The sequence below is a fragment of the Rhodovibrio salinarum DSM 9154 genome (assembly GCF_000515255.1).
GTDB classification, from domain to species: domain Bacteria; phylum Pseudomonadota; class Alphaproteobacteria; order Kiloniellales; family Rhodovibrionaceae; genus Rhodovibrio; species Rhodovibrio salinarum.
The window spans coordinates 1,104,531-1,122,990 of sequence record NZ_KI911559.1 but is presented as its reverse complement, the minus strand read 5'-3'; the positions used below and the strand labels follow the sequence as shown (position 1 = coordinate 1,122,990).

The window sequence follows — 18,460 nt, the reverse complement described above, 5'->3', positions numbered from 1 at the left end:
GACCGATCGCGCACGTCCCGGCTGCACGCTGAAAACCGCGGCCCGTCTTCACGCGTCCTGTAGGTGCAGCAGTAGATACGCGGCACGATCGCCTTCCACGTGGCAGGGCAACAGTTCGGCCAGCAAACACCGAGCGCGGCCCGCCTGGTAAAAGGTTTCCTGATGGCGGCTGGGCTGATGACAGCCGACGGCATCCTGAGCCACCTGCAGCACCCAACTGGAGATCTGCGAGGCCTGATCCCGGGCGAAGGGGTTCTGGGCGCACACCCCCGTCTCGGCACCCGTTCCATTCGCGTCGCAGGCCGGTGCAAACACCTGGATGATATCAACGATCCCACCTGGCGGCACGCGTAACAGCATCGCATAGGGCCAGCGCGCGGCGATCATGTCCCCATCCAGCTTCTCGACAGATACCCGTCCCTGGCGCGCAAGTGCACGCCAATAGTCCAGCAGACGCCGATATTCCGGTCCTGTCGCGACCGGCTTCGAGCCAGATGCTGGCTGCTCCGGCTCAAGCCCCGCAGCGGACGTCTCCATGCCCCCAACGACGGTGTCGCTTGCGCTTGTTTCGGCACGGGCACCGGTAGACAGTGGCGCATCGGTGCTTGTCGCCTCCGCAGGGGTCCCGACCCTCGTGGGGGTGACCTGCTGCCGGGCGGCTGCGCGGAAGATCGGCACGCTCAGCAACGACGCCGCAGGGGGCAACTCGGGCTGGCTCTGTGCCGTATCTGCCTGCCGCACGCGCCGGCTCACGCGCGTGCCCCAGCTTGCGACGTCGCAGCCAGGCAGTCGTCGGTCCCGCTGCCGGCCCCAGCCTCCCCCATACAAGGGCACGCAGGGGTCAGTTGCGCCAGATACTGGTCGAGCGCGTGGGTCAAGATCTGCTGCAACGAAGCGTTCAGATGGATAGACGCCAGCCGCAACCGGCGGTGCCGCTCGCCCGTCAAACGCAGCGAGACCCGGACGCGCGCGTGCGGATTTTCCGTTCCGGGCTCGTGAGGTAGAGAGGCGTTATGTAAGAGGGACTCGGTTACGCCCACCGACATGCGGCAGACGGGTGGCCGTACACGGTCTTCATCACTGTCGATCGGCGCCGGGCGGGCATCGCCCTTGCGCGCGAGCAGGCGGGCGTTGAGTGAAGCCACGGTCATGGCACGGCTCTCCAAACAAGGGACTCAAGGGTCATTAACCGACGGTTCAGCCGACCGCCCCCGCCGCACGCGTCGGCACCATGGGCGACTTGGCCGGGCGAGCAGCGGCGTGGGCACCCAGGAAAGTCTGCCGGTCACCACTAATCCGGTTGGCGAGATAGCCCCAGAGATCGCTCATCTCCTGTGCCGACTTCTGCGCCTTGGCGAGCTCCATCACCGTGCGGCCGTCGATCATGCTGGCGGCGAAATCGGTACGCTGGTGCACGGTGGTCGGGGCCACCGTGCCGTGCTGCGACAGCGCGACCGCAGCCTCGCCGGTAATCCGGGCCCGCTGGGTAGCCGCATTGACGACGAACACCAGCGGCTTGCCAGCCGCCTCCACAAGCGCGACCGTGGCGCCGGCGGCGCGCAGGTCGTGCGGGCTTGGCCGGGTTGGGATCACAACCAGATCGGAGAGCGCGATCACCTGCTCGATCGTTTCGGTGATCGCCGGCGGTGTGTCGATCACGACCAGATTCACACCCAGGCCTTCCAGCCCAGCCAGGTCGTCGGCCAGGCTCGCTATCGCAGTATGGACGAACTCCGGCGTCTCCTCGGCGCGGGCATTCCACCAGTCGGACAGGCTACCTTGCGGGTCCGTGTCGATCAGACAAACCCGGCCCGCACCAGCACGCGATGCCTGCACGGCCATATGGCCAGCGAGCGTGGTTTTGCCGGAGCCGCCCTTCTGCGAGGCGAAGGTGATCACGTGCATGACGTCTACTCCTGCCTAGAATTTGGCGTCCCACGCGCAAATGCGCGTTCGCCGTTCGGCGTTGCGTGTCGTCGCAGGCAGTCGGAATTCGTGTGGAAATCTAAACGCTTTCTCTGGGTATATAGATTCAATTTCTAGCAAACACATTTTATTTGATATATTCTCAGAGATACAATGATACACGGATCTGAATGGATCGTTAATTGGGCAATCTCATGGCAATGCACCAGTAAATACTATTTATTAACGCTTTCACGCCAGACTGCACGACCTGAAACCGGTGCGTCCGACGACTGCGTACCAATCGCCGCCGCCATCCGCCAGCCTGGCTCCGATTACAAGTGGAAAGCAGTTCGATATGGTCCCAGCACCACGCTCCCGGGTTAGAGATCGCCGCGCACGCTTTTCTTCGTCCCTGGCCCTGCTGGCATCCCTCGCATTGGCGGGTTGCGCCAGCACCCCGCAACAGTCCACCGCGACGACAGCCGCCGATCAGGTCGCAGCGGAAACCTCGCTGCAAGCCATGCTCCGGCTCGCCGCGCGCACGGAATCCAGCGGCAACGTCACCGCCGCGCGCGACATCTACGCCAAGATCGCCGCCCGCTTTCCGGAAGCGCCCGCGGGACACCTGGGCCTGGGCCGTACCAACTACCGCAGCGGCGACCCTGCGGAAGCCGCGCAGCATTACCGCCGCGCGCTGACCTACGCGCCCGGGTCGGTTGACGCGCGCTACGGCCTGGGGAAAGCGCTGCTGGCGGCGGACCGGCCAGAGGCGGCAATCGAGCAGTTCGACCGGTTGATCACGCAGGAAGCCGCCGACACACGCCCCTATGTCGCAAAAGGGGTGGCGTTGGACATGCTGGGCCGGCACCCTGATGCCCAGACGGTTTACCGCAAGGGCCTCGAACTCGCGCCCATGAACGTCGCGCTACGCACCAACCTGGGCCTGTCGCTTGCGCTGTCCGGTCAGCACAAGCCGGCGATCCGCGTGCTGGAGGATGCCGCGCGTGATCCCAAAGCGACCGCCCGGACCCGCCAAAACCTCGCTCTGGTTTATGGTTTGGCCGGTGAGATGGATGACGCCGCGGCGGCCAGTGACGCCGATCTCGGATCCAATGCCGTGGAACGTAATTTGGCGTACTACCGTGCACTGCGCGCCGCCCGGACGATTACGGACGTCGCGGCGTCTGCGCCCACCGCCCCGCAAACGCCCGAACCTGAAACAGACACGACCCAGACGGCCGAGGCCGCCACGGATGCTCACTCGGGCACGGACACCACCGGAAGAGACCAGACGGCAACGCCGGCCGCACCGGTCGCCGAAGCCATGCCAATGCCCCTGCAGCCTACGACGGATGCTCACGTAAACGTAAGCGATCCCAATTCGACCGGGCCGGCGCAAGGCCGCATCGTCCCCGCCAGTTTCTCGCCCAACCCTGCGCGCGATCAGGCGATTGCGGCCAACGCCCCCCGCTACTGGGTGCAGATCGCGTCCCTGCGCGCGCGCCCCGCAGCCAAGAAGGAGTGGCAGCGCCTGCAGGACGCGCACGCCCCCCTGTTGGCCGATCTGTCCCCCTCCGTTCAGAAAACCGAGGTGCCGGACAAAGGCACCTATTATCGCCTACGCAGCGGCCCGTTCGCAGATGCCAGTCGGCCGAAACAGCTCTGCCAAGCCCTGAAAGCACGCGACCAGGCCTGCCTGGTGGTACGCACTACCCCACAATCCTGACCCCATCTCTGAGACCGCCGAAGTTCGGAGACAACTGCAATGGATCGCCCCGCCACCGCCAGTCAGCAGGATCAGTTGCTGCGCCTCCTCGACACCCGGATCGCTCTGATCCTGGCGTCGCAGCCGCAAGGCGAGCAGTTGCGCCGGCATGTCCTGGCCCTGCGCGCGCGCTTGGCCGTCCAGCAACTCGACGAGGGCACGTTGCACAAGGCCGCCTCCCTGATCGACTCGCTGGCGCCGCGGACGACGATCGACGGCGAACCGATGAGCCAACAGCGACAGGCCGGCGGGCGACAGACGGGCGCGAAGGGCGCGCCTGCCCACTGGACCCACCGCGCTGCGCCATGCGTTGCCGGCCTGGCGGGGCTGCTGGTGCTGTTCGTCTAACGCAAGCCCTGTTGCGGTAACGCGCCTGCCCCGCACAAGACCGGCCCTACGCGAGACTGGCGCCTGCCTATCTCCTGTAGGTCGGAATGGCTGGAACGCCCCAACCGAGATCAACCGGCTCAACCGTCATCACATAATCGTACCAAGGCCGTTCGGAGGGTTGCGGTGAGAGGACGCCAGTGGGCTGCCTTCCCGCCGTCGCGGCAACGATTGAGATGACTTGATCGCGTTGGCGCGCTTCATCGCGCAATGGTAAGGCGACATACCGTGTCGGCGTTCGGGTGCCGTCGGCGTAGATCTCCTCGGTCGTCACCAGCACCCCGGTGGGATGAAAGAGCAGCGCGTGCATGTTGCAACGCAGGTAATCCCCCGCCGCGGCATCGACCAAGGTGAAGCAGTCTTTACCCTTCGGATCCTCGCCCAGGCGCGCGACCTCGGCCGTGCCCGATAGACGGTAGATCAGGCACGCCGGCCCATCGAACTCAAGCAAATGAACTTGTGCCAATCGGCTGCGCAGGCGCATTGGGTCGAAGGCGGAACGCCTCGGAATTTTTCGATCTGGGTCACGAATTTCCTGCCACAGATCCACGAGGGCTTTCAGGTCGCCTTCAAGCATCGCCAACCATTGCGCTGCCTATAGTTAAAACTAACGAGCTAACACCGCCCAGGGCGACAGATATCTATTTTCTAACACTATGATTTATACAAGTATCATCTCCCTCCAGAAAAATCCCTAAACCTGAAGAGGTAGCATCTCTGGGACATTTAATAAGTGCTAGATTGGGCATTCTGCCATTACCTGAAAAATAGAAGGAAATTGGCCGATATATCTGACACCCATCCTCGGTCAACTCTCGTTACCAAGATGGATATACAAAATCTCACTATGAAAAAAACTTCAAATAAATGGACAAGAATCACCCAGCGTATATATGCGGGTCGTCATGAATAATATATATTATATTAATTCTAGTCTGAGACTGAGACCTCGTTCCGAACGACAACGTTTCGCGGCGTGGCTGCACAACACTGGGACTCTTCCCCTACTCCGCCGCCATCCGCCCCGTAGCGCTGCGGTCCTGCCGACGCCAGCGGGTGATCACGCCATCCAGCACCTCGCGACCGGGATCGTCCTTCTGCCAGGCGGCGGCGAAGTTGGCCTGCCCCGCCCGCGGCCGGGCTTCTGCCGGCAATTCGGCAAACCGCATGCGCATCGGCACGGCCGCCGCCTCCCCGACCACGACGGCCTCGCGGTTGCTGAGCGCCGGCAGCGCGGCGAACAGACCGCGCGCGCCATCCGGCAGCGCGCGCTGCACGAACGCTTGGTCGCGGTCGTTCGACATGCGCAGTGCAAACAGGGTGCCGCATTGCGACAGGATGGTCTCCGACAGCTCGCTCGGCCGCTGGGTTACAAGACCGAGGGAGATGCCGTACTTCCGACCTTCCTTGGCGATCCGGGAGAGCGCTTTGAGGGTTGGTTGGAAGCCACTGTCGGGGTCGTTCGGGATGTAGCGGTGCGCTTCCTCGCAGACCAGCAGGATCGGCACCTCCGCGTTCGGACCGGCCCAGACGGCAAAGTCGAAGACCATCCGTGTCAGCAACGACACGACCGCGTCCACGATCTCCACCGGCACGGCCGATAGATCGACGATCGTGATCGGTTTACCCGCCACCGGGATCCGAAGCACGCGGGACAGGATGTCGGCCATCGTGTCCTGGACCGAGATCTGGCCGAACATGAAGGCGAAGCGGGAATCCGACCGCAGCGTCTCGATCCGCGCCTTCAGCCGCAGGAACGGCAGGCTGTCGCTGCCCTTGTTGATCTGCCCCATCTCCCGGTCGATGTGCTGCAGCACCGTCGTCAAACGGAAAGGAACGGGCGTGTCGACGGTGATGTGGGTTTGCTCGCTCCCGTGAAAGGCTTGCTTGGCGGCGATCACCGCGCGCTTCAGGATATCGGCTTCGAGCTCCCGCTGCGCTGCTTCCGGGCTGCAGTAAAGCTCGATCATCTCTTCCATATTGAGCAGCCAGTAGGGCAACGAGATCGACTGCGGATCGACCAGGACGCACCGGTCGCCGAAGGCCGCCTGATACTCGCTGTGCGGATCGAGCAGAATGACGTGGCCGTTCGGATGGCCATCGAGCAGTTGGCGCAGCAGCACCGCGACCGAACAGGATTTGCCGCTGCCGGTGGTGCCCAGGATGGCGAAATGCTTCGACAACAACTCGTCCGACAACACGATCGCCGGCAGGTTGCCGTCGCGGTCCAGATCGCCCAGACGCATCTGCTTGGCGCCCGTATCCGGCATGTAAACCCGCCGCCAATCCTCCGCCGCCGCCTCGCAGACCGCATCGCCAAGAGCAGGGAAGTGCACCACACCACGCTGGAAGGCGTGTAGGCCGCCGTCCGGCATCCGTGCCTGCTCCCCGATCAGCTCCAGTTCGGCGATCTGCGTCTCGCCGGCAGCGCGACTGTCGACCCGCAGTTCGCGCACGGTGGCGAAGACGACGGACCGCGCCGCCTCCACGCGCACGAGCGCCTGGATCTGGGCGGCGGAAGCGCCGTGTTCGTCACGGGTCAAGCTGACGGTAACGCCGGCGCCAGCGACCGCGACGACGCGGCCCAGTTGGCTGGTCATGGCTGCGGAACGCTCCTGCTGCGGCCATCGTGGGAGAAATGCCGGCGGTGGGACCGCCGCCCGCAAGGCCGGACAACGCTACGAACGACGGTGTGAACAGGCTGTTAAATCCTGCATTCGACCTAAGTATTCCCCAATCACCAGGACTTTGCATGTCGCTAGAGATGCCCTTGGGCGCGCGCACGATTGGGATGAAATGCATACGGAACACCTTGTACACAATAAGGTTGTATATATAAGCGCAGAATATCCTGATGCTGATAAAATTCAATTAGATTATATTTTAGAATACAACACAAATATTCATTCTGTACATTAATTTTATTTTTACGGGCAAGCATCAAAGTTCACCACGCCGTTCGACAGAAGCCACAGCTAGGAGGATGCAGCAATGCTGAAGTTCATCACCAAATTTGCCCGTAATGACTCGGGCGCGACTGCCATCGAATACGCCCTGATCGCCGCCCTGATCGCCGTCGGTATTGTCACGGCTGCGACCACGCTCGGCACCGACATCAGCGGGCTTTTCACGACAGTCTCCGGCGAGCTGACCAGCGCCACGCCGTAGTGCTGACAGCCAAGCGGGTTCAAGCGCTGCCGGCGCTTGAGCCCGCTTCTCTCTCGTCGCTTACAGGTCCAGGCCAATGATCGATCCGATATTCTTGTTGTTATTGGTGTCGCTGGCCGCCCTGGTGTCCTGGTGCGCCTGGGCAGACGTTTCGCGCCGGCGCATCCCAAACACCGCCGTCGTCGCGATCGGCTTGCTCTATCCGATCGCTCTGGCGGCCGGCTGCTTGCCCGGCCCCTGGTGGTCCGGCGCAGCGGTCGCAAGCGCTCTGTTCGCCCTCGGCCTGATCGGCTTCGCGCGCGGCGCGGTTGGGGGTGGCGACGTCAAGTTGGCGGCGGCTTTGGGCCTGTGGGCAGGCAGCGCCGACCTCGCGGGCTTCGTGGTGATCACCGCAGTTGCCGGGGCCGGACTGTCCCTTCTGATCCTGGCTACCCGCACCAGCCCGCGCGCGCACTGGTTCAACGGGCCGATCCTGGCCGGTCCCCAAACCGGCGGCCGCGACGCGATGGGAGAAAGCGTCCCCTACGGCGTCGCCCTCGCGGCCGGCGGCTTGTGGATCATCTATGGCCTGACGGCCGCCTGATCCGATTTTCCGAGGAGGCCGCAACATGCGCCCACGCGTCATCGTGCTGACCGCCCTATCGCTGGCGATTGCCGGCGGAGCCGCGGTCATGACCAACAACTGGCTGCAACAGCAGCAGGGTCAGGCGACCCAGGCTGCCGTGGCGCCGGCGCCGGTCGACGTCCCGGAGGAGACCCGGATTCTGGTCGCCAACGGCGCGCTCAAGGCCGGCACCATCCTGAAATCGGAGCATCTGCGCTGGCAGGCCTGGCCGGAGGACGGACTGCTCGAGGCCTACGTCGTTCGCGGCCAGGGCAGTGAGGATCAGGCGCTGAGCGGACGCGACGACCTGCTGGGCGCGGTGGTGCGCGCCAGCATGGTCAACGGCGAGCCGGTCACCGACGCCCGGGTCGTGCGCCCCGGCGACCGGGGCTTCCTCGCGGCGATGCTGAGCGAGGGCCACCGCGCTCTGTCGGTGCCGGTAAACGCCGCCAGCGGCATCTCCGGCCTGATTTTTCCAGGCGACCGGGTCGACGTGATCCTGTCGCACAGCATCCGGCAGAACGGTGACAGCCGGAACGAACGCAAGGCGAGCGAGACCGTGCTGTCCGATATCCGGGTGCTCGCGCTCGACCAGCGCACCGACGACGTCGAGGGCGAGCGGGTGGTCGCCAAGACCGCCACCCTGGAGGTCGACCCGAAGGAGGCGGAAAAGCTGTCACTGGCCCAGAAGCTGGGTGACCTGTCGCTGTCGCTGCGCCCGATCGCCCGGGAGGGCGACCCGGAAGCGCCCGCCCAACCGACCTTCACCACCGACAGCGAAATCAGCCGCGTCATGTCCGCTCCGCGCAGCAAGCGCGGCCCCACCGTCGTAGTCGTGCGCGGCAGCGAGATGACCGGCATCGAGATCGAGGAATAGCGGCCGATGGTATTCCCCCTCTCCCGCCCGATGCGCGCGGCGTGCTTCGCGCTTGCCCTGGCCCTGCCGGCGGCGCACCCCGCCAGCGCCGCGGAAGTCGTCGATACCGGCGACAACAGCGTGGCATTGAACCGGGACCAGGGCGTGCTGGTGCGCCTGGAGCGGCCGGTGAACAGCGTTTTCGTCGCCGATCCGGAAATCGCCGACGTGCAGGTCAAGTCGCCCCGGCTGGTGTACGTGTTCGGCAAGAATCCGGGCGAGACGACGATGTTCGCCGTCGACGCCAACGACCAGGTAGTGATGAGCGAACGCCTGGTCGTGCAGCACAACCTGGCCGCCCTGGAGCGGGCCCTTGCCGACCTTGCACCGGCCCAGCCGATTAAGGTGCGCGCGATCGGCGATGCCATCCTGCTGTCGGGCCGCCTGCCCTCCCCGTCGGCGGCCGAGCAGGCACGCCGCCTTGCCGCCCGGTTTGTGGGCGAGCAGAACGTGATCAACCGCCTTCAGGTGACCGGCCCGACGCAGATCAACCTGCGGGTCCGCGTCGCCGAAGTGGCCCGGGAACTGACCAAGGAACTGGGCGTCGACTGGCAGGCGATGCTCAACGGCGGCGATGGCGCGATCGGTCTTGCGGGCGGCGGCCTGGGCGGCCTCGCCTCGGGCAATCCGTACAGCGCCATGGGCAACTTCATCTCGGGCAACGACAGCCTGACCGGCACGCTCGACGTGCTGAGCCAGGAAGGCCTGATCACCGTGCTGGCCGAGCCGAACCTGACGGCGATGTCCGGGGAAACGGCGACCTTCCTGGCGGGCGGCGAGTTTCCGATCCCGGTGTCCGAGACCGACGACCGGATCACCGTCGAATTCAAGGAGTTCGGCGTCCAGCTGGAGTTCACCCCGACCCTGCTGGACAACGGCCAGATCTCCCTGGCGGTGGCACCGGAAGTGAGCGAGCTCAACTTCAACGAAGGTTTCCGGTTCCAGAACATCACCGTTCCGGCGATCAACACCCGTCGCGCCTCCACCACCGTGGAACTTGCCAGCGGTCAGAGCTTCGCGATCGCCGGCCTGCTGAAGAACACCCAGAACCAGCAGGTGCGCAAGCTGCCGGGCTTCGGCGACCTGCCGATCCTGGGCGCGCTGTTCAAGTCCGACAAGTTCAAGCGCGGCGAGACCGAGCTGGCGATCATCATCACCCCCTACATCGTCAAGCCGGTCTCCACCCGGCAGCTGGCGGCGCCGACCGACGAGCTGCTGCCGCCGGATGACATCGAGCGAATCTTCTTCGGCCGGATGCAGGGCGAGAACAGCCGCGCGCGGATGGCCGCCCGGAACGAGCTGGACGGCAAGTCACTGGCCGGCCCCGTCGGCTTCATGTTGGAAGAATAGGGAGAGCTGGCCCGTGACCGTTCGTTTCCCCCGCGTCTTGTGCTTGGTCGGCGTAAGCGCCGTGCTGACCGCCGCCACCGCGCTCACCGGCTGCGGCTACCCCGTCACCCCGCCGGACGCGGTCGGTCCGCAGGCCCACAAGCTGGGCGTCGAGCGCACGCTGTACCGCCACGACGTCGCCTTCCCGGGCGATACGAGCGACCTGTCGGCGGGTGAACGGGCCGCGCTCGACCGCTTCCTGCGCGACAGCGGCGCCGACCGGCAGGCCACCGTGGTGGTCGCGGCGGCACCGACGTCGGGCGACATCGCCGAACGACGCCGGCAACAGGTCGTCCGACTGCTGCGTCAGCGCGGCTTCGCGCCGCGCGCCAGCGACCCGCTGCTGGATACCGCCGGACCGGGCGACGGCGACGTGCTGGTGCGGATCGCGCGCTACCACGTCGTGCTGCCGGACTGCCCGGACTATAGCCGCACCCGGATCAGCGACAACTCGAACCTGCCGTCCAGCAACTTCGGCTGCGCCGACCGACGCAACCTGGGTCTGATGGTGGCGAACCCGCGCGACCTGCTGCGCGGCCGGGAGATGGGCCCGGTGTCCGGCGCCCGCACGGCCATCCCGGTGCGCGACTACCATGACGGCCGCAGCTACACCCCCTCGTTCCTGAACGACGACAGAGGCGCCAATGTCGCCGCCGACAAGGAAGCCAGCAGCGGCAACTACCGGCCCACTGGCAACGGCAGCAAGGAGGGGATGGCGCAATGAGCCTGGCCGAAGACCAGTCGGTATTCTCCGCCGATCCGGATCTGGATGCGCGCGAACCGTTCGGCGCGTTCGTTTCCGACGACACCACCTACGCCGCGGCCGTGCAACTGGCCGGCAAGCGCGGCTGGCCGCCCGCCGAAGTGCAGCGCGGCGGCCTGGGCGCAGCGCTACGACAGCTGGGCGTCGTGGCAGCGCCGGATATCCTGCTGGTCGACCTATCGGGGATGGAGGATGTCGAGGACATCGCCGCCAGCCTCGGCGAACTCGCGGCCGGCAGCAAGGTGATCGCGCTCGGTACGCAGAACGACGTCGCGATGTTCCGCCGGGTGATGGATGCCGGCGCCTGCGACTACCTGGTCAAGCCGGTCCACACCCAACAGCTCGCCGCCGCGGTCGCGCGCGCGGAAACCAGCCGCCCCGCTGGCCAGGCGGCGCCGGTCCGACGCGGGCGCTGCATCGCGGTGGTCGGCGCGCGCGGCGGCGTCGGCGCCTCGACGGTCGCGGGCAACCTGGCCTGGCTGATCGCCAGCGAGCGGGAGCGTCAGACCGGCCTGCTCGACCTTGACCTGCAATACGGCTGCCAGGCGCTGTCGCTGGACCTGCAGCCCGCCGCCGGCCTGCGCGAGGCGCTGGAGGATCCCGAACGGGTCGACGACAGCATGATCGACAATCTGGCGGTCAAGGCGGATGCGCGCCTGAGCGTGTTCGCTGCGGAAGAGGCGGTCGACGACGTCCCCGTGATGCCGCGCACAGCCGTCACCCAGCTGCTCGCCAAATTGCGCGAAAGCCGCGACGTTCTGGTCGCCGACCTGCCGCGCCATCTGCTGGGCCAGCAGCCCGACCTGCTGGAACAAGTCACCGACCTGGTGATCGTGACCGACCTGTCGCTGCCCGGCCTGCGCGACTGTAACCGGCTGATCCGGCTGGCCAAGCAACAGGACGGCAAGCTGCGCGTCCGGGTCGTCGCTAACCGGGTCGGCAAGCAGGCACCCGGCCACGTCGACGCGCGCGAGTTCGACAAAGAGCTGGAAAGTGACTTGGCCGCGCAGTTGAGCTTCGATCCGGAGAACGTCGCCAAGTCGGCGATGGCCGGCCGGACGCTCAGTCACAGCGCGCCCAAGGCCAAGCTGCTGGCCGACCTGCGCACTCTGCTGGTCGACCTCGTCGGCGCGCCACGCACGCGTAAACGCGCCTTACTCGGCTTCCTGAAGAAAGGCTAGGCCGCGGGCATGCTCGACGACACCCAGGCGAGCCCTGACAATACCACTGCCGCAGAGGGCGCGAACCCGGCGTCCGCGCGCGACGACAGTCTAGTCGCGCGTGTCCAGGACAAGGTGCGCGCGCAATTGGACATCGCGGCGCTCGCCAACCACTCCCGGCGGGAACTGGCGCGGGAGGTCGGTGCCTGCCTGGACGCGGTGTTGAGCCAGGACGGCAAGCAGCTGGACATGCTGAGCCAGCGCAACGTCGTGACCGACGTGCTGAACGCCCTGCTGGCGGAAACCAAGGCAGCGACCCAGCAGGCCCACGGCACCACGCCGCCCGCCCCGCCCGCGGCCCCTGTACCCGACACAACGGCCGAGCCGGAGGCGAACGACGACGCGCCCAAGAACGGGCGCAGCAAACCGAACCGCCTGCGCGCGGCCAAGCAGACGGTGCAGCCGTTCGTCATGGAGCGGATCGACGTCGCGGTCGCCTCCTCGCTCGAACCTGCGGAGCTGGAACGTCAGATCGGCGAGATGATCGGCGAGGTGCTGATCGAGCAGAAGGTCCAGCTGAACCGCAACGAGCAAAAGCAGCTGTGCCGCTTGCTGCTCAACGACATGCTGGGCCTGGGCCCGCTGGAGCCGCTGCTGGCCGACGAGACGGTCACCGACATCATGGTGAACGGCCCCAACCAGGTCTACGTCGAGCGCGGCGGCAAGCTGGAACTGACCGACGTCGAGTTTCGCGACAACGCCCACGTCATGAACATCGCAACCCGGATCGTCACCCGGGTCGGACGGCGGATCGACGAATCCTCCCCGCTGGTCGACGCGCGCCTGGAGGACGGCAGCCGCGTCAACATCATCGCCCCACCGCTGGCGATCGACGGCGCGTCGATCTCGATCCGCAAGTTCGCCAAGAAGAAGATCACCCTCGAGGTGATGGCCCGACAGAACAACGTGTCGGAGCCACTGGCGAACGTGCTCAAGATCGCCGCGCGCTGTCAGCTGAACGTGTTGATCTCCGGCGGCACGGGCTCCGGCAAGACGACCCTGCTGAACGCCATGAGCCGCCTGATCGATCATGGCGAGCGCATCGTGACGATCGAGGACGCCGCCGAGCTGCAGCTGCAGCAGCCTCACGTGGTGCGCCTGGAAACCCGCCCGCCCAGCCTGGAGGGGCTGGGCGAGATTACCATGCGCGACCTGGTCAAGAACGCACTGCGCATGCGCCCCGACCGGATCATCCTGGGCGAGATTCGCGGGGCGGAGGCCATGGACATGCTGCAGGCAATGAACACCGGCCACGACGGCTCGATGTGCACGCTGCACGCCAACTCCCCGCGCGAAGCCCTGACCCGCCTCGAGAACATGGTCGCGATGTCCGGCTTCAAACTGCCGGCGAAGGCCGTGCGCACCCAGATTTCCGACGCCGTGAACCTGATCGTGCAGATCTCGCGCATGCGCGACGGCAAGCGCCGGATCTCCAAGGTCAGCGAGGTTGTGGGCATGGAAGGCGATGTGATCACCACCCAGGACCTGTTCGCCTTCGAGTTCCAGGGCGAAGGCCCGGACGGCCAGCTGACCGGCAGCTTCCGCTCGTCCGGCCTGCGGCCCTACTTCACCACCCGGGCCGAATACTTCGGCCTCGCCGACAAACTGCTGGACGCAATGGGCTGCAACCGGGAAGCGCCCGGCCAATGACCGACCCGACCCTGATCATGGCCGGGGTGTTCCTGGGCACGCTCGCACTGGCCGGTACGGTCGGCGGCCTGCTGGTCGCCCTGGGCAACAACGGTCAGCGGCGCCGACGCCTGCAGCGGGCGGCGGGCCACCGGCGCACGATAGCCGGCGCGACCGGCAACACGCCGGCCAGCCTGCGCCGCGACGAGGTGCAGGGCCGCTTCCGCCAACTGGAATTGCTGTTGCGTCGCGCGTTGCCCGGCCGCGACAAGCTGCGCGCGCGCCTGGCGCGGGCTGGCCTGACCATGCCGCTGGCGCGCTACGTCATGGCCTGCCTGGCGATCGGGGCGCTGTTCGCCGGGATCGCGTTTGCTCTCGTCGGCCAGGAACTGTGGCCGGCGGTTCTCGCGACCGGCCTGGGCGGCGGCTGGCTGCTGCCTCGGTTCGTGGTTGGCTATCTGGGCGGCAAGCGGGTGAAGCGGTTCCTGCAGGAACTGCCCGATGCGATCGACGTGATGGTGCGCGGCCTCAAGTCCGGCCTGCCGGTGACCGAGACGATTGGCACGGTCGCCAAGGACTTCGAGGGCCCGGTCGGGGCCGAGTTCACACAGATCGACCGGTTCGTGCGCATGGGCACCAACCTGGAAGACGCGCTGTGGGACGTCGCCGGCCGGCTGGACGTGCCGGAGTTCAACTTTCTGGCGATCTCGGTCGGTCTGCAGCGGGAAACCGGCGGCAACCTGACCGAGACGCTGGACAACCTGTCCCGCCTGCTGCGCCGGCGCCAGCAGATGCGCCTGAAGATCAAGGCACTGTCGTCGGAAGCCCGGGCCAGTGCCTATCTGCTGGGGGCCCTGCCGTTCGTGATGGCGGGCGTGCTGTTCCTGCTGAACGCCGACTACATGTCGCGGCTGTTCACCGACCCGTTCGGCCACGTGCTGATCGCAGTGGGGCTGTGCAGCGAACTGATCGGGGTGGCGGTGATGGCCAAGATGGTGAGGTTCGAGATATGAGCGACCTGATGGCGCAGTGGGCCAGCCCGCTGGCGCTGATCCCGCTGGCCTTCGCGCTCAGCGCCTTCATCGCCGTGTACGTGCTGTCCAACGCCGCTGCGGCCAGGCGCGAGCGGGTGGCGCGCGTGCGCACCGCCGCCGCCCGGCGCGGCCGGCCGCAAGCGCAACGTCGCGGACCCGCCGCCGGCGACGACGCGATGGCGCTGATCAAGCGGTTGGTCGAACGATTCAACATCATGCGCGACCGTCGCGGGGCGGCGCTGTCGGTCAAGCTGGCCCAGGCCGGCTGGCGGTCGAATGACGCGGTCACGCTCTACCTGTTCGGGAAACTGGTGCTGCCGGGAATCGCGGCCGGGCTGGCGGCGCTTTACCTGTTCGTCGCCTACCCGGGCGACCTCGCCAGCATGCTCAAGCTGGCGGGGGTGATCATGGCCGCGCTGATCGGCAGCCACCTGCCCGAATTGCTGGTCAAAAACCAGATTCAAAAGCGCACGAAGCAGATCAATAAGGCTCTGCCGGATGCGCTCGACCTGATGGTGATCTGCGCGGAATCGGGCCTAAGTCTGGACGCCGGGTTCAAGCGGGTGGCAACCGAGATCAAGCCGGCCAGCCCCGCGCTGGCCGACGAATTCGGGCTGACGCTGCTCGAACTGCGGTTCATGCCCGACCGCCGCGTGGCGCTGGAGAACCTAGCCAAGCGCTGCCCGCTGCAGGGCGTCACGGCGCTCGTGAACACACTGTTCCAGACAGAGAAGTTCGGCACCCCGCTGGCCCAGGCCCTGCGCGTCCTGGCGGGCGAGATGCGCGAGACCCGCATGCTGCGCGCGGAGGAAAAGGCCGCGCGCCTGCCCGCGTTGATGACCGTGCCGCTGATCGTCTTCATCCTGCCGGCACTGTTCGTCGTGCTGCTCGGCCCAGCCGTGATGGACATCGGCGACATGTTCAAGAGCATCAACTAACTTATGGCACAGACAATAATAGAACAAATATAAAATCAATAATTCAATTATAGACGAAATTAACATTAATATTAAATCGCCTACATTTATCTCCATTTAACCGTCAGATAATATCGTCAAGCTCCCAATTCGGGAGGATGACATGCGACCGTCGATCAATCTCCGGACACACCCGTTACTCAAGACGCTGGGGCGCTGCCTGCGGGCGTGCGAAGGCGGCGCGGGCGTGATCATGGCGCTCAGCACCATCCCGTTGATCGGCGGCACGGGGCTGGCGATCGATACGACCCGCGCGTTCGTCGTCGAATCGCGCATGGGCAAGGCGCTGGACGCCGCAGGCCTCGCGGCCGGACGCGTGGCGTTGGAAGACCGCGTGGAAGCGGACGCCCGCGCCTTCTTCGCCGCCAACTACCGCGACGGCCTGATGGGTAGCGACATTTCGGCGGAAGACATCGACATCCAGATCGACAGCAACGCCGAGTTTATCACCGTCACCGCCCAGACGAGCATGCCCACCCGGTTCATGCGCGTCTTCGGAAAGGACTCGATCAATGTCTCGGCGCGCTCGGTCATCCAGCGGGTGACATCGGGCACGGAGATCGCGCTGGTCATGGACAACACCGGGTCGATGTACGGCAGCAAGATCGACGCGATGAAGAACGCCGCGCAGCAGCTGGTGAACATCGTGTTCGGCGATGCCGAGCGATATGACGAACTGTGGTTCAGTCTGGTGCCCTACACCGCGACCGTGAACGTCGGCGCGGAGCACAGCGGCTGGGTCAATGCCGGCCCAAACTTCAGCCCGACCAGTTGGAAGGGATGCGTCGAGGCCCGCTGGCAGAGCAACCGCGACGAGACCGACGCCCCGCCAACCACCGAACGCTTCGACGTCTTTTATTACCCTTCTACGCTGTACGATCCGGATGGCGACGCCAATGGCAACCAGTGGCCCGACGTCGACGAATCGGTGTGGTCGCGCAACTCGGGGACGGGGCCCAACCTCGGCTGTGGGCCGGCGATCACGCCACTGACCCGCGAACGCTCCGAGATCACGAACGCGATCGACGCGATGGCCGCCTGGCACCGCGGCGGCACGACCAGCAACCTCGGGCTGGTCTGGGGCTGGCGCACGCTGTCCCCGCGATGGCGCGGCGTCTGGCCGGGCAGCGTCTGGCCCGTCGACTACAACGACGAGAAGGTGTCCAAGGTCGCGATCGTCCTGTCCGACGGCCAGAACCAGTTCTTCGACTACGACGGCGACGACGACTACGTCTCCGACTACACAGGCTACGGCCGGATCGGCGAAGAGTTCATGCCATCCGCGACCAACGAGGGCGACGGCCTGGACACGCTCGACGGCAAGTTCGCCGACGTCTGCCAGAAGATGAAGGACCGGGGGATCACGATCTACACGATCACCTTCGGCAGCGGCGCCAGCAGCGGCCGCATTCGGGATCTGTTCCGCGCCTGCGCAAGCGACCCCGGCAACTACTTCCACGCCCCCGACAACGACGATCTGGCACCCGCCTTCCGGACGATCGGTCAGGAACTGGCCAATCTGAGGATCGTGGAATGAGGCCGCAAGGTCGCCAGTGTCTCGCCGTGCTGCGCGACCGGCGCGGTGGCAGCTTGCTGGAATTCGGCCTGATCGCGCTGCCGATGGTGCTGCTGATGGGCGGCCTTCTGGAGTTCGCGGTGCTGCTGACCACTGCCTCCATGCTCGACAGCGCCTCGCTGCAAGCCGCGCGCTATGGCGCCACCGGCGCACAGCCATCCGACGGGACACGCGAGGAGATGATCCGCCAGATCATTCAGGACCGCACCTTCGGCCTTGTCGATATGGACCGACTGGTGATCGAGACGCAGGTCTATCAGGGGTTCGACAGCATCGATCAGGCCGAAGGCTTCGACGACGCCAACGCCAACGACGCGTACGACGACGGCGAGAGCTTCACCGATGTCAACGGCAACGGCAGCTGGGACGCCGACCAGGGCGCGCCCGGGCTGGGCCAGGCCGAGGAGGTGGTCGTCTATGAGGTCCGCTACCCCTGGGAAGGCATCACCGGGCTGATGAAGCCGATCGTCCAGGACCTCGAACTGACCAGCTCCGTTCCGGTCCGCAACGAACCGTTCAATCAGCAATGACCCGGCAGCAATGACCCAGCCTGTGAGACGATTGCTCAAATCGACCCGTGGGGCTGCGGCGATCGAGTTCGCACTGATCCTGCCGCTGCTGGTGGTCACGCTGCTCGGCACGCTGGAAGTCGGGCGTTTCGTTCAGCTGTCCATGAAGGTGCAGAACGTCGCCGGCAACGTCGGCGACATCATGAGCCGACCGGAGGAGGTCTCCGGCAGCGACCTGTCCGCCCTGTTCTCGGCCGCCCCGGTGATGATGAACCCGTTCGATGCGGGGGCGAAGCTGCGCATTATCGTCAGCGGGGTCATCGTGCCGGGCGCGGACCAACCGCCCGAGGTCGCCTGGCAGTCGGCCGGGGGCGGCAGCCTGTCCGTGGCCAGCACCGTCGGCCAGGTCGGCGAGACGGCCAACGTGCCCGACGGTCTGGTCACCTTCGGTGGCGAGGCCCTGGTGGTCGCCGAGACGGTCTACGACTACGACCCCTGGCTGCTCGGCATCGTCCCGGATCGTCTGGTGCGCGAGGTCGCCTATTTCCGACCCCGCCGCGGCACACTCGCTTCGCTGAACTGACGCCAGGCGCTCAGGCGCGCATACCGCAAGCC

At 66.0% G+C, this 18,460-nt stretch carries 19 protein-coding genes; 14 read left to right on the top strand and 5 right to left on the bottom strand.

Annotated features, from left to right (window positions below; genetic code table 11):
- Window positions 1–48 precede the first annotated feature (48 nt).
- Genes RHOSA_RS0105225 through RHOSA_RS0105215 form a run of 3 tightly spaced genes read right to left on the bottom strand, consistent with a single transcriptional unit; the run spans window position 49 to window position 1,905 of the window.
- The gene (locus RHOSA_RS0105225; protein WP_156092562.1) at window positions 49–753 is read right to left on the bottom strand and encodes a hypothetical protein; all 705 of its coding nucleotides are present in this window, start codon (window positions 751–753) and stop codon (window positions 49–51) included.
- The gene (locus RHOSA_RS0105220) at window positions 750–1,151 is read right to left on the bottom strand and encodes a hypothetical protein (protein WP_027287837.1); all 402 of its coding nucleotides are present in this window, start codon (window positions 1,149–1,151) and stop codon (window positions 750–752) included. The genes RHOSA_RS0105225 and RHOSA_RS0105220 overlap by 4 nt, the downstream gene beginning before the upstream one ends.
- Window positions 1,152–1,197: 46 nt before the next feature.
- A complete protein-coding gene (locus tag RHOSA_RS0105215) occupies window positions 1,198–1,905 on the bottom strand; it encodes an AAA family ATPase (protein WP_027287836.1) in 708 nt (235 codons plus the stop codon).
- Window positions 1,906–2,428: 523 nt separating this feature from the next.
- Here RHOSA_RS0105215 and RHOSA_RS24030 point away from each other — a divergent pair.
- Together RHOSA_RS24030 and RHOSA_RS0105205 are read left to right on the top strand one after the other, a co-directional pair.
- Window positions 2,429–3,634 carry an SPOR domain-containing protein gene (locus RHOSA_RS24030; protein WP_169816598.1) on the top strand — a complete coding sequence of 402 codons (1,206 nt, stop codon included), beginning with the start codon at window positions 2,429–2,431 and terminating at the stop codon, window positions 3,632–3,634.
- A 39-nt stretch (window positions 3,635–3,673) separates the two neighbouring features.
- Entirely contained in the window at window positions 3,674–4,021 is a 348-nt protein-coding gene (locus RHOSA_RS0105205) for a hypothetical protein (protein ID WP_027287835.1), read from the top strand.
- 67 nt (window positions 4,022–4,088) lie between these two features.
- Here RHOSA_RS0105205 and RHOSA_RS0105200 read toward each other — a convergent pair whose 3' ends face one another.
- Window positions 4,089–4,637, bottom strand: a complete 549-nt coding sequence (locus tag RHOSA_RS0105200) for a PAS domain-containing protein (RefSeq protein ID WP_027287834.1) — start codon at window positions 4,635–4,637, stop codon at window positions 4,089–4,091.
- Between the two features lie 427 nt (window positions 4,638–5,064).
- Entirely contained in the window at window positions 5,065–6,660 is a 1,596-nt protein-coding gene (locus RHOSA_RS0105195) for an ATP-binding protein (RefSeq protein ID WP_027287833.1), read from the bottom strand.
- 391 nt (window positions 6,661–7,051) lie between these two features.
- Between RHOSA_RS0105195 and RHOSA_RS24640 the strand changes: the two genes are divergently transcribed.
- From RHOSA_RS24640 to RHOSA_RS0105135, 12 genes are all read left to right on the top strand, one after another.
- Window positions 7,052–7,228 (top strand): Flp family type IVb pilin, encoded by a 177-nt coding sequence (locus tag RHOSA_RS24640; RefSeq protein ID WP_081728489.1) that lies wholly within the window; start codon window positions 7,052–7,054, stop codon window positions 7,226–7,228.
- 76 nt (window positions 7,229–7,304) lie between these two features.
- Entirely contained in the window at window positions 7,305–7,811 is a 507-nt protein-coding gene (locus RHOSA_RS24025; protein ID WP_051431828.1) for an A24 family peptidase, read from the top strand.
- Window positions 7,812–7,836: 25 nt separating this feature from the next.
- Entirely contained in the window at window positions 7,837–8,709 is an 873-nt protein-coding gene (gene cpaB / locus RHOSA_RS20650; protein WP_051431827.1) for a Flp pilus assembly protein CpaB, read from the top strand.
- 6 nt (window positions 8,710–8,715) lie between these two features.
- Complete coding sequence (locus RHOSA_RS20645; RefSeq protein ID WP_081728488.1) at window positions 8,716–10,098, top strand: type II and III secretion system protein family protein; 1,383 nt, start codon at window positions 8,716–8,718, stop codon at window positions 10,096–10,098.
- Between the two features lie 13 nt (window positions 10,099–10,111).
- Window positions 10,112–10,861, top strand: coding sequence for a CpaD family pilus assembly lipoprotein (locus RHOSA_RS24020; protein WP_169816597.1), 750 nt, complete (start codon window positions 10,112–10,114; stop codon window positions 10,859–10,861).
- Window positions 10,858–12,081: a CpaE/TadZ family protein gene (locus RHOSA_RS0105165; RefSeq protein WP_027287831.1), complete on the top strand. Its 1,224-nt coding sequence runs from the start codon at window positions 10,858–10,860 to the stop codon at window positions 12,079–12,081. Before RHOSA_RS24020 ends, RHOSA_RS0105165 begins: the two co-directional genes overlap by 4 nt.
- A 9-nt stretch (window positions 12,082–12,090) precedes the next feature.
- Window positions 12,091–13,770: a TadA family conjugal transfer-associated ATPase gene (locus RHOSA_RS20635; RefSeq protein ID WP_081728486.1), complete on the top strand. Its 1,680-nt coding sequence runs from the start codon at window positions 12,091–12,093 to the stop codon at window positions 13,768–13,770.
- On the top strand, window positions 13,767–14,762 hold the full coding sequence (locus RHOSA_RS0105155; RefSeq protein ID WP_027287830.1) for a type II secretion system F family protein: 996 nt from the start codon (window positions 13,767–13,769) through the stop codon (window positions 14,760–14,762). Before RHOSA_RS20635 ends, RHOSA_RS0105155 begins: the two co-directional genes overlap by 4 nt.
- Entirely contained in the window at window positions 14,759–15,721 is a 963-nt protein-coding gene (locus RHOSA_RS20630; RefSeq protein ID WP_051431825.1) for a type II secretion system F family protein, read from the top strand. Before RHOSA_RS0105155 ends, RHOSA_RS20630 begins: the two co-directional genes overlap by 4 nt.
- Before the next feature lie 142 nt (window positions 15,722–15,863).
- Window positions 15,864–17,297: a pilus assembly protein TadG-related protein gene (locus RHOSA_RS0105145; RefSeq protein WP_027287829.1), complete on the top strand. Its 1,434-nt coding sequence runs from the start codon at window positions 15,864–15,866 to the stop codon at window positions 17,295–17,297.
- Window positions 17,294–17,866, top strand: coding sequence for a TadE/TadG family type IV pilus assembly protein (locus RHOSA_RS0105140; RefSeq protein WP_027287828.1), 573 nt, complete (start codon window positions 17,294–17,296; stop codon window positions 17,864–17,866). The genes RHOSA_RS0105145 and RHOSA_RS0105140 overlap by 4 nt, the downstream gene beginning before the upstream one ends.
- A gap of 10 nt (window positions 17,867–17,876) precedes the next feature.
- Window positions 17,877–18,428, top strand: coding sequence for a TadE/TadG family type IV pilus assembly protein (locus RHOSA_RS0105135; RefSeq protein ID WP_027287827.1), 552 nt, complete (start codon window positions 17,877–17,879; stop codon window positions 18,426–18,428).
- Window positions 18,429–18,460 lie beyond the last annotated feature (32 nt).

Coding starts and splice junctions, on each gene's coding strand:
- RHOSA_RS0105200 (WP_027287834.1), bottom strand. CDS start 4,637: ATGCTTGAAGGCGACCTGAAAGCCCTCGTGGATCTGTGGCAGGAAATT.
- RHOSA_RS0105195 (WP_027287833.1), bottom strand. CDS start 6,660: ATGACCAGCCAACTGGGCCGCGTCGTCGCGGTCGCTGGCGCCGGCGTT.
- RHOSA_RS24640 (WP_081728489.1), top strand. CDS start 7,052: ATGCTGAAGTTCATCACCAAATTTGCCCGTAATGACTCGGGCGCGACT.
- RHOSA_RS20635 (WP_081728486.1), top strand. CDS start 12,091: ATGCTCGACGACACCCAGGCGAGCCCTGACAATACCACTGCCGCAGAG.
- RHOSA_RS0105145 (WP_027287829.1), top strand. CDS start 15,864: ATGCGACCGTCGATCAATCTCCGGACACACCCGTTACTCAAGACGCTG.
- RHOSA_RS0105165 (WP_027287831.1), top strand. CDS start 10,858: ATGAGCCTGGCCGAAGACCAGTCGGTATTCTCCGCCGATCCGGATCTG.
- cpaB (WP_051431827.1), top strand. CDS start 7,837: ATGCGCCCACGCGTCATCGTGCTGACCGCCCTATCGCTGGCGATTGCC.
- RHOSA_RS24025 (WP_051431828.1), top strand. CDS start 7,305: ATGATCGATCCGATATTCTTGTTGTTATTGGTGTCGCTGGCCGCCCTG.
- RHOSA_RS0105205 (WP_027287835.1), top strand. CDS start 3,674: ATGGATCGCCCCGCCACCGCCAGTCAGCAGGATCAGTTGCTGCGCCTC.
- RHOSA_RS20630 (WP_051431825.1), top strand. CDS start 14,759: ATGAGCGACCTGATGGCGCAGTGGGCCAGCCCGCTGGCGCTGATCCCG.
- RHOSA_RS0105220 (WP_027287837.1), bottom strand. CDS start 1,151: ATGACCGTGGCTTCACTCAACGCCCGCCTGCTCGCGCGCAAGGGCGAT.
- RHOSA_RS20645 (WP_081728488.1), top strand. CDS start 8,716: ATGGTATTCCCCCTCTCCCGCCCGATGCGCGCGGCGTGCTTCGCGCTT.
- RHOSA_RS0105135 (WP_027287827.1), top strand. CDS start 17,877: ATGACCCAGCCTGTGAGACGATTGCTCAAATCGACCCGTGGGGCTGCG.
- RHOSA_RS0105140 (WP_027287828.1), top strand. CDS start 17,294: ATGAGGCCGCAAGGTCGCCAGTGTCTCGCCGTGCTGCGCGACCGGCGC.
- RHOSA_RS0105155 (WP_027287830.1), top strand. CDS start 13,767: ATGACCGACCCGACCCTGATCATGGCCGGGGTGTTCCTGGGCACGCTC.
- RHOSA_RS24030 (WP_169816598.1), top strand. CDS start 2,429: ATGCTCCGGCTCGCCGCGCGCACGGAATCCAGCGGCAACGTCACCGCC.
- RHOSA_RS0105215 (WP_027287836.1), bottom strand. CDS start 1,905: ATGCACGTGATCACCTTCGCCTCGCAGAAGGGCGGCTCCGGCAAAACC.